14 protein-coding genes are annotated in these 12,816 nt (G+C 75.3%); 8 read left to right on the top strand and 6 right to left on the bottom strand.

Translation table 11 applies throughout. The features are described 5' to 3' along the window. The first annotated feature begins 24 nt into the window (after positions 1 to 24). Complete coding sequence (locus tag R2737_02630) at positions 25 to 1,608, top strand: TrkA C-terminal domain-containing protein (GenBank protein MEZ5115141.1); 1,584 nt, start codon at positions 25 to 27, stop codon at positions 1,606 to 1,608. 33 nt (positions 1,609 to 1,641) lie between these two features. On the opposite strand, the gene R2737_02625 is transcribed toward R2737_02630, so the two are convergent. Then, positions 1,642 to 2,184: a TetR/AcrR family transcriptional regulator gene (locus tag R2737_02625; protein ID MEZ5115140.1), complete on the bottom strand. Its 543-nt coding sequence runs from the start codon at positions 2,182 to 2,184 to the stop codon at positions 1,642 to 1,644. Positions 2,185 to 2,276: 92 nt separating this feature from the next. Here R2737_02625 and R2737_02620 point away from each other — a divergent pair, with 92 nt between their 5' ends. Further along, positions 2,277 to 2,684 carry a hypothetical protein gene (locus tag R2737_02620; protein ID MEZ5115139.1) on the top strand — a complete coding sequence of 136 codons (408 nt, stop codon included), beginning with the start codon at positions 2,277 to 2,279 and terminating at the stop codon, positions 2,682 to 2,684. A gap of 9 nt (positions 2,685 to 2,693) precedes the next feature. Next, complete coding sequence (locus tag R2737_02615; GenBank protein MEZ5115138.1) at positions 2,694 to 3,176, top strand: general stress protein; 483 nt, start codon at positions 2,694 to 2,696, stop codon at positions 3,174 to 3,176. 13 nt (positions 3,177 to 3,189) lie between these two features. Here R2737_02615 and R2737_02610 read toward each other — a convergent pair whose 3' ends face one another. Together R2737_02610 and R2737_02605 are read right to left on the bottom strand one after the other, a co-directional pair. Next, positions 3,190 to 4,890 (bottom strand): hypothetical protein, encoded by a 1,701-nt coding sequence (locus R2737_02610; GenBank protein ID MEZ5115137.1) that lies wholly within the window; start codon positions 4,888 to 4,890, stop codon positions 3,190 to 3,192. A 69-nt stretch (positions 4,891 to 4,959) separates the two neighbouring features. Further along, positions 4,960 to 5,370 carry an NUDIX domain-containing protein gene (locus tag R2737_02605; GenBank protein MEZ5115136.1) on the bottom strand — a complete coding sequence of 137 codons (411 nt, stop codon included), beginning with the start codon at positions 5,368 to 5,370 and terminating at the stop codon, positions 4,960 to 4,962. 247 nt (positions 5,371 to 5,617) lie between these two features. On the opposite strand from R2737_02605, the gene R2737_02600 reads away from it, so the two are divergent. From R2737_02600 to otsB, 4 genes are read left to right on the top strand one after another with little or no spacing between them, the layout of a single operon-like run. After that, a complete protein-coding gene (locus R2737_02600) occupies positions 5,618 to 6,250 on the top strand; it encodes a DUF6758 family protein (GenBank protein MEZ5115135.1) in 633 nt (210 codons plus the stop codon). Next, the gene (locus R2737_02595; GenBank protein MEZ5115134.1) at positions 6,247 to 7,125 is read left to right on the top strand and encodes a PD-(D/E)XK nuclease family protein; all 879 of its coding nucleotides are present in this window, start codon (positions 6,247 to 6,249) and stop codon (positions 7,123 to 7,125) included. The genes R2737_02600 and R2737_02595 overlap by 4 nt, the downstream gene beginning before the upstream one ends. A 57-nt stretch (positions 7,126 to 7,182) precedes the next feature. Continuing rightward, positions 7,183 to 8,628 (top strand): trehalose-6-phosphate synthase, encoded by a 1,446-nt coding sequence (locus tag R2737_02590; protein MEZ5115133.1) that lies wholly within the window; start codon positions 7,183 to 7,185, stop codon positions 8,626 to 8,628. Continuing rightward, positions 8,625 to 9,401, top strand: a complete 777-nt coding sequence (otsB, locus tag R2737_02585) for a trehalose-phosphatase (protein MEZ5115132.1) — start codon at positions 8,625 to 8,627, stop codon at positions 9,399 to 9,401. Before R2737_02590 ends, otsB begins: the two co-directional genes overlap by 4 nt. 1 nt (position 9,402) lies before the next feature. Here otsB and R2737_02580 read toward each other — a convergent pair whose 3' ends face one another. Further along, complete coding sequence (locus R2737_02580) at positions 9,403 to 10,581, bottom strand: NAD(P)/FAD-dependent oxidoreductase (protein ID MEZ5115131.1); 1,179 nt, start codon at positions 10,579 to 10,581, stop codon at positions 9,403 to 9,405. A 62-nt stretch (positions 10,582 to 10,643) separates the two neighbouring features. Here R2737_02580 and R2737_02575 point away from each other — a divergent pair, with 62 nt between their 5' ends. Next, entirely contained in the window at positions 10,644 to 11,270 is a 627-nt protein-coding gene (locus R2737_02575; GenBank protein MEZ5115130.1) for a TetR/AcrR family transcriptional regulator, read from the top strand. Positions 11,271 to 11,294: 24 nt separating this feature from the next. On the opposite strand, the gene R2737_02570 is transcribed toward R2737_02575, so the two are convergent. Next, positions 11,295 to 11,684 carry an ATP-binding protein gene (locus tag R2737_02570; GenBank protein MEZ5115129.1) on the bottom strand — a complete coding sequence of 130 codons (390 nt, stop codon included), beginning with the start codon at positions 11,682 to 11,684 and terminating at the stop codon, positions 11,295 to 11,297. A 174-nt stretch (positions 11,685 to 11,858) separates the two neighbouring features. Continuing rightward, positions 11,859 to 12,776 (bottom strand): alpha/beta hydrolase, encoded by a 918-nt coding sequence (locus R2737_02565; GenBank protein MEZ5115128.1) that lies wholly within the window; start codon positions 12,774 to 12,776, stop codon positions 11,859 to 11,861. Positions 12,777 to 12,816 lie beyond the last annotated feature (40 nt).

Below are 12,816 nucleotides of genomic sequence, written 5' to 3'. Positions count from 1 at the left end.
CCGCCGGGCCCTAGCCTGCGGCCCGTGGCGGAACTACTGGCGGAGAACCCCCTGCTGCTGCTGTTCGGGCTGCTGGCGGTCGGGTCGGCGGTCGGCGCGATCCGGGTCAAGGGCTTCTCGCTGGGTGCCGCGGCCGTCCTCTTCGCCGGACTGGCGGTGTCCGCCTGGGACGCGGAACTGGCCCTGCCGGCGGTCGTCGGGCAGCTCGGCCTGGCGGTGTTCGCCTACACCATCGGCGTCACCAGCGGCCCGTCCTTCTTCTCCGCCCTGCGGACCGGGGGGCGCGCGCTGACGTTGGTGGTGGGGGTCCTCGTGGCGGCTGCGGCGGTCGCGGTCGGCGTGGGCAAGGTGCTGGGGCTGAGCGGCCCGCTGGTCGCGGGCCTGTACTCCGGGGCGCTCACCAACACGCCGGCGCTGGCCGCCGCGGTCGAGCAGCTGGACTCCAACGACCCGACCGTCGGCTACTCGGTGACCTACCTGTTCGGGGTCCTCGGCATGGTGTGGGCGGCGGCGCTGGCGCTGCGGGCCCGCGGCGAGGAGGCCCAGGCGGTCGCCAGCCGCGACCCCCGCCCGCCCGAGCTGGTGCACGAGAGCGTGCGCGTCGACACGGCCGGCCTGCCGATGCTGGGCGAGCTGATCGAGCGGTTCGGCGGTCGCGTGGTGTTCTCCCGGGTCATGCGCGATGACGAGGTGTACGTCGCGACCGACGGGTTCGTGCCGGTGCCCGGTGACGTCGTTGCGGTCATCGGGGCGCGGGACGCCGTCGAAGAGGTGGTCGCCGCCGTGGGCCACCGCAGCGGCGTGCACCTGGCCCTGGACCGGCGGGAGCTGGACTTCCGACGGGTGGCGGTGTCGAACATGGCCGTCGCCGGGCGCACCATCGGCGAGCTTCGGCTGCTGCGCCGCTTCGGCGCGACGGCGACCCGGGTGCGCCGCGGCGACGTCGACCTGCTGGCCACCGACGACCTGGTCCTGCAGCTGGGGGACCGCCTGCGGGTGGTGGCCCCCCGCGCCCGGATGCCCGAGGTGGCCCGGCTGCTCGGGGACTCCGAGCGCGGGGCCAGCGACATCAACCCGGTCGGGCTGTCCCTGGGGCTGGCCCTCGGGCTGCTGGTCGGTGCCGTCGAGATCGGCCTCCCCGGCGGGGCCACGTTCGAGCTGGGGCTGGCCGCCGGACCGCTGGTGGTCGGCCTGGTGCTCGGGCGCCTGCAGCGCACCGGCCCGGTGCTGTGGAGCGTGCCCTATCCGGCCTCGGCCAGCCTCGGCCAGTTCGGCATGCTGTTGTTCCTCGCGTACGCGGGGTCCAACGCCGGCGACGATCTCGCCGCCGCCCTGCAGACCGACGTCGGGCTCCGGTTGCTCGCCGGCGGCGCGATCGTGACCGGGCTGGCGGCCGCCGCGCTGCTGCTCCTCGGCCCGCGCGTGGCCGACCTCGCGGGGCCGCGGCTGGCGGGCACGATGGCCGGCTCCCAGACCCAGCCCGCGGTGCTGGCGTTCGCCAACGAGCGCTCCGTCGGCGACCCGCGCGTCAACCTCGGCTACGCGCTGGTGTTCCCCGCCGCGATGATCGTCAAGGTGCTGATCGCTCCGATCGTCGGCGCCCTGTAGGACGCCGCGGTCCGCGCCTGCGAGGCGGGTCGCTCAGACGAGCACGCCGAGCCGGCGCGCGGCCGTGTTGGCGCGGCGTGCACCGCCGACCAGGCGGATCAGCAGCAGGCCGTCGAGCTGTGCCATGAGTGCCAGCGCCGCGGACCGACGGGCCTCGCGCGTCGGCTCCGCGACGAGCGGCTCCAGCCAGGCGACCCAGCCCTCGACCAGGCTGGCGGACAGCTCGACGTACGGCTCCTCGCCGGCGGCCCCGCGTCCCACCACTTGGAAGAACACCGAGAAGACCGGGTCGGCCTCACGGTGGGCGAGCACCGGCCAGGCACGGCGCGCCAGCACGCCGACCGGCTGGGGCTCATCGCCGAAGGCCTCGTGGAGCAGGGCCTGCAGTCGCACGCTGAGGGCCGTCACCACGGCTGTCTCGAGTGCGGTCTTGGTGGGGAAGTAGTAGACGACGGTGCGGTCGGCGATCCCCAGCCGATCGGCCACCCGGCCGAACGTGAGGGCCCCGAGTCCCTCGTCGAGAGCGAGACCCGTGGCGGCGTCAAGCAGCTGCTCGCGCGAGTGCCGATAGCCCACGCCGCGAGGGTAGCCAGTTCGAGTCCACGGCCCGTTGCCGTCCGGCGCCCTGACGTCCAGAATGTAGTAACTACTACACAATGGAGGTTGTCGTGGCAAAGCGGGCGTTCGTGGCGGGGTTCCCGCTCGGAGTGGTCCTCGTCGTGGGGTTCGCCGTACTCATCCGGTTCTTCCCCGAGCCGTGGTTCGTCGAGACCCCGCAGCGGGTGGTGCTGTTCGTCGCCCAGATCGTCCTGGCACCCGTGTTCGTCTGGATCGCTCGAGGCGTGGGCGGTGCCGCCCGGGCTCCCGGAGCCGTGGTCCTCACCTGGGCCGTGGGTGCCGGCCTCCTGACCGACGGACTCCTGCTGGGCTTCTGGCCGGGGCTGTACGGGCAGCCGGTGGAGGCGATGGGGTGGGTCGCCGCCACCCTGCTGTGGGCCTTCGGATGGATCGTGGTTGCGGGCCGGGTCATGTCCGGGCGGACCGAGCCGGAGCCGGTGGCCAGCGGCTCGGGGTAGCGTGCGGCCATGCCCGCGCCGAAGCTGCCCGCCGACGTCACCCGTCGCCCCGTGCTCGCGTCGTACGACACCTACGAGGGCGCGCAGAAGGCGGTCGACACCCTCAGCGACGCGAAGTTCCCGGTCGAGCACGTCGCGATCGTCGGCGTCGACCTGCGCATGGTGGAGTCTGTCCTCGGGCGGATGTCCTGGGGTCGCGCCGCCTGGGGTGGGTTGCTCGCCGGCGCGTGGTTCGGCCTGCTCATCGGCCTGTTCGTCGCCCTGTTCGCGGCCGCCGAGGGTCAGATCTGGCCGATCATGCTGCTGGGCCTGCTGTACGGCGCGGCCGCGGGCATCGTGTTCGGTCTGGTGTCGTACGCGCTCACCGGCGGCCGCCGGGACTTCGTGTCCCGGCAGGCGCTGGTGGCCGCGCGCTACGACGTGCTCGTGGACGCCTCGGTGCTCGACCGGGCCCGGACGGTGCTCGGTCTGACCGAGGCCTCCGACACCTGAGCCCTCCCGCGGCTCACCACACCTCGCCCGTCCTGACGTCGATGCACCTCCACGCGGACGAGCGGTAGAGGTGCCCGTCCTCCGCGAGCGCGTCGGCCGAGGACTGCCACTCCCCGAACTGGTCGTCGCGGACCTCGGAGCTGACGCAGTAGTCGTCCTCGGTGGGGCGGCGCACGGTGAAGGACGTCGCCGTCGGCGGGACCCAGACGTTGGGCCGCGCACCGGGCCCCCCGACGACGTACCCGCTGAGGGGGAGCTGGTTCGGAACGGCCGGGCGCCAGCGGAGGACAAGCGTCGTGCCACGTCGCTCGAGCGTGAGCCCCCGCGGCGGCGACGGCTCCCCCCAGCGCGAGACCGGTCCACCGGGCGGGCCCAGCCGCACGACCGCTGTCGCGTCGTCGCGGGGCACGAGACCTTCCATGACCGCCCGGGCCCGGGACGGGCCTGCGCCGAGACGGGCGGTCAGCTCGAATCGCGCATCCCCCGCCGACCGCCGCCAGGTCCGGAACGACAGCCTGCCGTCGAGGCCGAGGCGACGCGGTGCCCAGGTCTGCGGGCTCTGGGAGACGCCGTCGCCCGACGCGATCCAGCCGCCGGAGCCGTACCCGTCGTCGGTCGCGATGCGCACGAGGGCGCGCGACGCGGGGCGCCCGGTCTGGCTCCGGACCGTGATCCCGGTCGTGGCGGTGGGAGGCAACCGGTACAGCGACGGTCCGGTGACCGAGCCTTCCGGTGGGGTCTCGGCCGGCAGTCGTACGGACCACCCGGTGCTGTCGGGAGCCCACGGAACCCCCTCCGTCGCCGGCGAGCCGGACACCGTGATGCGCGCCTGGGACTCGTCCCGACCGGCGCGGGTCAGGGAGAACGTGCCGTCCTCGCCGGCGGTCGTCCGGTCCGAGCAGTCGGCGTACAGGCGCCGGGGCGCCCCGCTGACCCCCGAGTCGGGGAGCCGCGCCGTGGTCTCGCCCCGCACCGCGATCCCGCCGGCCGGCGCCCCGTTGGGAGCAACGACCCGGCCGGAGACCACCACCGGGGCGAAGTCCCCCGCGGGGAGCCGGACCGTCGCCCCGGTCGTGCGGGGCCAGGCGAACCCGCCATGGAGGGTGCAGTGCTCACCGACCGCCCGTTCCGCGTCGGCGTTGCGGGGTCGCACCGACGACCAGGTGCGGACCGTGGCGATCCCGTCCCCGCCCGTGGACACGTCCCACTCGTAGTCCATCGTGCCCTGGCCGTCGTCCTCCTCGTCGATCAGCACCGTGTACGGCACGGATGCGGATGCCGTGACCCGCGCACCGGGGACCGGCCTCCCGGCGTCGTCCAGCACGCCGATGCGATAGGACATGACCGGCGGGAGCCGCAGCGTCTTCGGCCGGGACGGGGGACCGGCCAGGCCGTCGTCGAACTCCGCGATCCAGTCCGTGGTGTTGGGGGTCCCGGCGGCGAGCGCCCGACGACCGAACACGACCGCCACCCGCTCCCGGTCGGGCACGCGGAGCCGGAAGCCTCCGTCCGCGTCGGTCCTGGTCGTGACCTGCCCGTACCCGATGACCTGGACGCCGGGCACCGGCGCCCCGTCCGCGGTCACGACCCGGCCTGTCACCTGCACCGTGCCGGGGCGGCCGGCGGGGGCCTGGTCCCCGGCCGCGACGGGGGCTGCTGCGAGGGTGACCGCCGCGATCGTCGCGGCCACCGCGCGGGTTCGGTGCAGCGCCATCCTGGGCACCTCCGCGGGGTCGGGACGGCCGGGCCGACCGTCTCGAGGGTGGGGTCGAGCGTACGGACCTCAGCCGGGGGGCCGCAGGAGGCCCCAGGACTCCAGCGTCTCGACCAGCTCCGGGCTGGTGGTCAGTGACCGCAGTTCGTCCTCGGTGACCCAGCGCGCGTCGTCGGCGTCGTCGCCTGCGGTCGGCTCGGCCCCGTCGGCGGCGCGGGCGGCGTAGTCGCGGATGACGTACACGTCCCCGCTCCCGGCGTCGCGCTCCACGGTCCCGACGTGGCCGCCGACCTCGACGATCAGGCCGGTCTCCTCGCGGACCTCGCGGGCGACCGCCTGCGGGTCGGTCTCGCCGGCCTCGACCCGGCCGCCGGGCAGCGACCAGGTGCCGCGCGCTGGCTCGCGGCCGCGCCGCACCACCAGGAGCCGACCATCCCGGGCCCGCACCACCGCCCCGACGCACGCGATCCGCCGTCCCACGCCCCCAGCCTCCCCCCGCTTTCCCGGGCACACGATCCGCTTAGCGGATCGTGTGCCCAGGAAAGGCGGCGTGTCGAGGCGGAAGTCGGGCACACGATCCGGGTGGTGGGACGGGTGGGGTGTACGGGAACCGTGGGATCGGGCCCAGGCCTCTTGACGCGGCCGCAGGCCGCGGGCCACGGTTCCAGGCAGAGGTCGGTGCGCACCCGGGCCGGGTCACCGCAGGTCGACCCCCGAGGGAGGGCACGTGAGCCGCGGTGAGCCGGTGTGTCCCCGGTGCGCCCGCGCCCTGCACCCGCCCGGAGTGTGGTCCAGCGCCTGGCGCTGCGACCTGCACGGCGAGGTCGTCCCCCTCCAGCCCTCCCTCACCCCCGGGGCCGAGCAGCTCGCCTCCGTCGCCTCCCGCGCGGAGGTCCCCGTCTGGGTGCCGTGGCCGCTCCCGATCGGCTGGCTGGTGACCGGGGTCCGCTACGCCGGCGAGGACCGCGGGCCGGCGCGCGCCGTGGCCACCGCCTGCTCCGGCCCGGGCCTGCTCGGCGGCCCGGTCGACCTGGTGCTGGTGGCCGAGGAGCCGGGGATCGGCCTGGGGGCCCACTACGCCGGCCTGTCCTCCACCGACCCGGGACCGGACATCGCCCGGCTGCCGTCGGACACGAAGGTCTCCGCCGCCGGGCACCCGACCCCGCTGTGGTCGGTGCCGCTGCCGGAGGACCGCTCCGTCTACGTCGGCGAGGCCGCGGGGCTGTGGCTGTGGCTGGTCGTCTGGCCGGTGGGGGAGTGGATGGTGGTCCACGACGAGCTGACCCTGGTCGACCTGCGGGCCCCCGGCCACGGCTTGGACGTGCCGTTCGGCGCGCCGACGCCGCGGCTGGCCTCATGACCCAGGCCAGCCTCGACGGGATGCCCCGTCGGCTCTTCGTGGCGTCGCCCAGCAAGCTCACCACCTGGCTGGACTGCCCGCGCCGCTACGCCCTGACCTACCTCGAGCGCCGTCCCTCGGCCGGCACCTGGGCCCACAACAGCGTCGGCGCGAGCATCCACAACGCGCTGCGCGACTGGTGGTCGCTGGACCGGCCGCGGCGGACGCCGCAGGCGGCCGCCGCACTGGTGCGGCGCGGCTGGATCGACCAGGGCTTCCGCGACGCCGAGCAGTCCGCGCGGTGGCGCGAGCTCGCGGCCGAGTCGACCGATCGGTACGCCGCCACGCTCGACCCCGACGACGAGCCGGCCGGCACCGAGCGGACCGTCGGCGTCACCACCGCCGTGCTCGCCCTCAACGGCCGGGTGGACCGCATCGACCGCCGCGGCGACGCGCTCGTCGTCGTCGACTACAAGACCGGCCGCCGGGTGCCGACGGAGGACGACGTGCGCGGGTCGCTCGCCCTGGCCGCGTACGCCGCCGCCGTCCGGCGCACCCTCAAGCGGCCGTGCACCCGGGTGGAGCTGCACCACGTCCCCAGCGGGGTCCGGGTCGGCTGGGAGCACACCGATGCCTCGCTGGCCCGCCACCTGGGTCGGATGGACGACATCGCCGAGGAGGCCGCCGCGGCCGAGCGCGCGTGGCGGGAGGACCCCGACCGCGACATCACCGCCTTCGAGGCCCGTACCGGTGTCCTGTGCGGCTGGTGCGACCTGCGCGACCACTGCCCGCAGGGGCGGGCCGCCGCTCCGGCGAAGGCGCCGTGGGCGGCGCTGGTCGAGCCCGGGACGGCAGGAGACGACGCGCCGCCGGACCCGGAGGATGTCCTGCCCTGACCCCCGGGCAGACCCCCGTTCCCGCCGGTGGCCCGCACCCCGGGGGAGGATGGGGCCATGGCGACCGGGGCGAGCGACGACAGGCCGACGCAGGACACCGGGCTGCTGGTGGTGGCCAACCGGCTCCCGCTGGAGTACGTCGGGGACTACCCCGACGGCGTCTGGCGGCGGTCCCCCGGCGGCCTGGTCAGCGCCCTCGAGCCTGCGCTGCACGGGCGCCCCGCCACCTGGATCGGCTGGAGCGGACGCCCCTCCGACCGAGACGTCGCCGGTGCCGCGCTGCCGACCGAGGTCGACGGCCTGGCCATCGACGAGGTGCCGCTCAGCAGCACCGACGTCGAGCTGTACTACGAGGGCTTCTCCAACGGCGCGCTGTGGCCGCTCTACCACGACGCCGTCGCCACCCCGGCCTACCACCGGCACGAGTTCGAGTCGTACGTCTCGGTGAACCGCGCCTTCGCCGTGCACGCCGCCGAGCGGGCCGCCCCGGGCAGCACGGTCTGGGTGCACGACTACCAGCTGCAGCTGGTGCCGCGGATGCTGCGGGAGATGCGCCCGGACCTGCGCATCGGGTTCTTCCTGCACATCCCGTTCCCCCCGGTGGAGCTGTTCGCCCAGCTGCCCTGGCGCCGCCAGATCCTGGAGGGTCTGCTCGGCGCCGACCTGGTGGGGTTCCAGACCCGGCAGGCCGCCCTGAACTTCCTGTCCGCCACGCGGCGGCTGCTGGCGCTGCGGCCGGGGGGCGACCGCGTCGACGTCCCCGACGAGGCCGGCTACCGCACCGTGCGCGTCGACTCGTTCCCCATCGGCATCGACGCCGCCGGGTTCGACGCGCTGGCGCGCACTCCTGAGGTCCAGGCCCGGGCGGCCGAGATCCGCGCCGACCTCGGCGGCTACCCGCTGGTGTTCCTCGGCGTCGACCGCCTCGACTACACCAAGGGCATCGACGTCCGGATGCGCGCCTTCTCCGAGGCGCTGCACGAGGGCGGGCTCGACCCCAGCCAGGTCACGATGCTGCAGGTCGCGACGCCGAGCCGGGAGAACGTGGACGAGTACCGCAGGATCCGGGACGAGGTCGAACTCCTCGTCGGGCGGGTCAACGGCGACCTCGGTCGGGTGGGCGACCCGGCGATCCACTACCTGCACCAACCGGTCCCGCGCGAGGAGCTGGTGGCCATGTACGTCGCCGCCGACGTGCTGCTGGTGACGCCGCTGCGGGACGGCATGAACCTCGTGGCCAAGGAGTATGTCGCCAGCCGCGTCGACGACACCGGGGCTGTGGTGCTCAGCGAGTTCACCGGCGCCGCCAACCAGCTGCGCGAGGCGTTCCTGGTCAACCCGTACGACATCGAGGCGGTCAAGCGAGCACTCACGGCGGTCGCGTGCATCTCCCCGGAGGAGTCGGCCCGGCGGATGCAGGCGTTGCGCGCCAACGTGTTCGAGCACGACGTGCACCGCTGGGTGAGCACCTTCCTGGCCACCCTGGAAGGCACCGTGCCGTGAGCCCGGCGCCGCCGGGGAGCGTCCTGGACGGCCTCGCCCGCGCCCCCCGGCTGCTGGTCTGCTGCGACTTCGACGGCACCCTCTCCCACCTGGTCGAGCACCCGGGTGACGCCCGGCCGGTGCCCGGAGCGGCCGCCGTGCTGGGGGACCTCGGCGGCCTGCCCGGGACGTACGCCGCCCTGGTGTCCGGCCGCTCCCTGGACGACCTCGCCGCCCTGGCCGGCATGCCCGAGCACGTGCACCTCGTCGGCAGCCACGGCACCGAGTTCGCCCGGGGGCAGATCGAGTCCCTGGACGAGGGTCGGCGGGCGCTGCTCGCCGACGTCGCCGCGGCGTGCGACGCGATCGTCGCGTCCGCCCCGGGCGTGCAGGCGGAGCGCAAGCCGGCCAGCGTCGCCGTCCACGTCCGCCGGGCGTCGCGTCCCGACGCGGCGCGGGTGCTGGCCGAGGTCCGGTCAGGTCCGGCCACCATTCCCGGCGTCCACGTGACCGAGGGCAAGGAGGTCATCGAGCTGGCCGTGGTCCAGGCCGGCAAGGGCCACGCGGTCACCACGCTGCGGGAGCGCTGGTCCGTGGACGCGGTGCTGTTCGTCGGGGACGACGTGACCGACGAGCGGGCGTTCGAGGCGCTCGACCCGGCGCGCGACGTCGGGGTGAAGGTGGGCGACGGGGAGACTCTCGCCGGCTGGCGGGTCGCCGACCCGGACGCGGTGGTGGCGCTGCTGGCCGACCTGCTCCAGCGCCGTGGGTCCACCAGGGCCGAGGGCCCCTGACTCAGCGGGGGGCCCGTGCCCAGAGCGGTCCCAGTCGGCGGGCCGCGCGTGCCACCTCGGCGTACGAGCGGGTGGAGCTCTTCGTCCGGGTCGCGATGTTCTGGCCGACGAGCGTGGCCACACCCGCCCGCACCGCCGTCATCGGGTCCTGGTAGCGGATCTGCCAGCCGAGCCAGGCGAGTGCGTCCGCCTGCGGCTTCCAGGCCCTCTCGTAGCGGGGTCCGACGGTGTCCCAGGGGCCGGCCGCGAGGCACCGGTCCAGCACGACGGCCGACTCCATGGACGCGTTGCCGCCCTGGCCGATCGGGGGGAACGCCACCGCGGCGTCACCGAGGAGGACCGCCCGGCCCGCGTGGAGGCCGGAGCAGGTCACCCGACGGCCCAGCGGGACCGCAGCGCGTCGGGACATGTCGGCGATCGCCTGGGGGCCGGTCAGGTCGGTGGCCCTCGGGACGTTCCGGCGCAGCCAGGCCGACGCCTGCGCCGGCGAGGCGAAGGCGAGGGGTCGGTTGGTGCCGATCACGGCCAGCCACCGCACCCCGTCGGGCTTCTGCTCGTCGGTGATCACCCCGGACATGGTGAACGGGCTGAGGGACAGTGCGTTGAGGTAGTGCTTGTCGAGCCGGCCGCCCACGCGGTCGAGCTCCAGGACCAGCCCGAAGTTGGGCACCGACGAGGTCTCGACGGTGAAGCCGGCCACCTGCTCCCGCATCGCCTCGCGCACCCTCGACCCCGCCCCGTCGGCTCCGACGACGAGGTCGAAGCGACGGCCGGCCACCTCGCCCGAGGTGACGTCCAGGTCCCGCACCTCGGTCTCGAACACGAACTCGATCAGGTCGCCGTGACGCTCCTCGGCGACGGACATCAACGCCCGGGTGATGTCGCCCCGGGACCCGATCCAGCCCGGCTCCCGCCACGGATCGACCGTGCGGCTCCGGTACCTGATGCCGCGGAACCGGGTCAGGTGGGCGTCGAACTGCTCGAGGGCGTCGATGTGCCGGACCGCGCGCAGGCCGTGGCCGGTGATGTCGATCGGGTAGGAGCGGTCCGGGTTGTACCGCGGCCTGAGCCCGGGGTGTGCCTCCCGCTCGAACACCGTGCTGGCCACCCCGCGGCGGGCCAGGGCGAGGGCGGCGGTCAGGCCGCCGGGTCCGGCGCCGATGATCGCCACGCCGGTCATGGGACCCCCTCGAAGTGACTGATTCTCGATCAATGATAGGGGATCAACCTAGGATGGCGGGTATGGGGTCGACGCGGGCGGAGCGGGCGGACGTGACCCGCCGCAAGATCCTGGACGCGGCGGTCCAGCTCTTCCTCGACCAGCACTACGACGACGTGTCGGTGCACGACCTGGCCACCGCGGCCGGCGTCTCCTACGGGCTGGTCGCCCACCACTTCGGCAACAAGCGGGGCATCCACCGCGAGGCCATTCGGCAGATCGCCGCCCAGCTCGAGCAGCGACCGCCCCCGCCGGGACCGCCCGGCGAGCGGCTCCGGACGCTCGTGGCGGGACACCTCGCCTCCGCGCGGGACAACCCGCCGGCCTACCTCGGCCTCATGCTCGCCACGGATGCCGACACCCGGGCCCTCGTCGATGCCGGCACGACGCTCGCGGCCCACTCCGTCGCCGAGATCCTCGACCTGGACCTCGACCGGCCGGTCGTACGCCTGGTGCTGAGGGCCTGGGTCGACGCGACGAGCGAGGCCACGGTGGCGTGGCTGCAGGACGGGAGTCGGCTCCCCGTCGACGACCTGGCCGAGTGGCTGCTGGCCGCTCTGGCCGCGATGCTGCGCGGGGCCGTACGCCTCGACGCCGACCTCGAGCCCGGCCTCGCGCTGGAGGCGCTCGAGGACCTGCCCGGCGCGTGACCCCGCGCCCGGCCCCGGGCGGCGTCAGCCCAGCTCGGCCCAGACGGTCTTGCCGGCCGCGTCGGTGTCCCAGCCCCACCGGGTGCTCAGCCCGTGGACCAGGTGCATGCCGCGGCCGCCGGTCGCCTCGCCGTCGGCGGGGCGTGGCTGCGGCGGGCTGTCCGGGGCGGCGTCGCGGACCTCCAGGCGGAGCCCGGAGCCGATGCTGCGCAGCGTCACCCGGATCGGGCCGCGGGCGTGCCGCACCGCGTTGCCGACCAGCTCGCTGAGCACGACGGCGGCGTCGTCGGCGAGGTCGTCGGCGAGGTCGTCGGCCGCCGCGGCCGTGCGGGCCAAGGCGAGGTGGTCGCGCAGCATCCGGCGTGCGACCCCGGCCGACCGCGGGTCGGCGGCCAGCGTCACGGTCACGTCCACGGTCCGGGTGTGCCCACCGCCGGACGCGTTTACACCCCCCGAACCGGAGGTATCGCCCAGGTCACGCCGACCGTGGTAGCGCGTCGACCGCGGCGTGGAGCCGGGCTCCGGAGTCGGGGGCCAGTCCGGGGCGCCGTCCGACCGCTGCCCGCTCCCGGCGCCGGACACCGCGGCTCACCGCGCCCCGACCGCGTCAGCGTCGTCCGCAGGACGCCGGTCCGAGGTCGTCGACACCGACGTCCAGAACTCGGCCAGCACCGTCGCCGTGGCGTCCGGGTCCTCCGCTGCGGGGCTGTGCGCGCACCCGGCGAGGACGACCTCGCGGGCGGACAGCCGGCGCGCCATGGCGGCCTGCTCCTGCGGGGACCACGCGTCGTCCCACTCGCCGTACGCGACCAGCAGCCGGTCGCCCGGCACCGCGCGGGCGAGGTCCTCGGTGCGGTCCGGCGCGTCGAGCAGGATCCCGGCCTTCGCCCGCAGTCCCCAGGGGCTGTTGGCCACGAAGCGCCCGTGCAGGAAGGCCAGCACCTCCGGCGACGGCGGCTGCCACCCGTCGGCCCGGTCCAGGGCCTCCTTCGCGGTCCAGACGTCCTCCAGGTCGGCCTCCGGCAGGGCGGCGCGCAGCGCCAGCAGCATCGGGTGCTTGGCGTCCGGGATCGGCCCCGGGCCGGAGTCCAGCAGCGTCACGCTGGCCGCGGGGGCGCCGGCGAGTACCGCGGCCCGCACCACCAGGCCGCCGAGGGAGTGCCCGAGCAGGTGCGGGTCGCCGTACTCCTCGGCCAGGGCGGTCGCCACCTCCAGCACGTCGGCGGCGAGCCGGTCGAGCCGGTACGCCGACTCCTCGTCCGGGCCGGGGCTCTCGTACTGCCCGCGCAGGTCCAGTGCGAGCACCAGGAAGCCGCGGCGGGACAGCGGCTCCAGCACCGCGAGGAAGTCCTCCTTGCTGCCGGTGAACCCGGGGACCAGCAGCGCGCACCCGTGCCGCGGACCCGGTCGCGCCGGGCACTCCAGCGCCGCGAGGGGTCCCCCCGATGTGGCGATGGTCACCCGGCGGGCGCTCGGGGGGAGCGCGAGGTTCGGGGGGGTGCTCACGTCGCGCACAATAGGTGGTCGGACACAGGGGCGCCGGACC

It is taken from the genome of Candidatus Nanopelagicales bacterium (genome assembly GCA_041393815.1).
GTDB lineage: Bacteria > Actinomycetota > Actinomycetes > S36-B12 > JAWKJK01 > JAWKJK01.
Note: the sequence above shows the minus strand (reverse complement) of the source record. Positions and strands in the feature narration are given on the sequence as shown.

Excerpts from the sequence above, each read along its gene's own strand:
- R2737_02615 (MEZ5115138.1), top strand. The coding sequence starts at position 2,694 with ATGCCCGCGCCGAAGCTGCCCGCCGACGTCACCCGTCGCCCCGTGCTC.
- R2737_02610 (MEZ5115137.1), bottom strand. The coding sequence starts at position 4,890 with ATGGCGCTGCACCGAACCCGCGCGGTGGCCGCGACGATCGCGGCGGTC.
- R2737_02595 (MEZ5115134.1), top strand. The coding sequence starts at position 6,247 with ATGACCCAGGCCAGCCTCGACGGGATGCCCCGTCGGCTCTTCGTGGCG.
- R2737_02590 (MEZ5115133.1), top strand. The coding sequence starts at position 7,183 with ATGGCGACCGGGGCGAGCGACGACAGGCCGACGCAGGACACCGGGCTG.
- R2737_02580 (MEZ5115131.1), bottom strand. The coding sequence starts at position 10,581 with ATGACCGGCGTGGCGATCATCGGCGCCGGACCCGGCGGCCTGACCGCC.
- R2737_02575 (MEZ5115130.1), top strand. The coding sequence starts at position 10,644 with ATGGGGTCGACGCGGGCGGAGCGGGCGGACGTGACCCGCCGCAAGATC.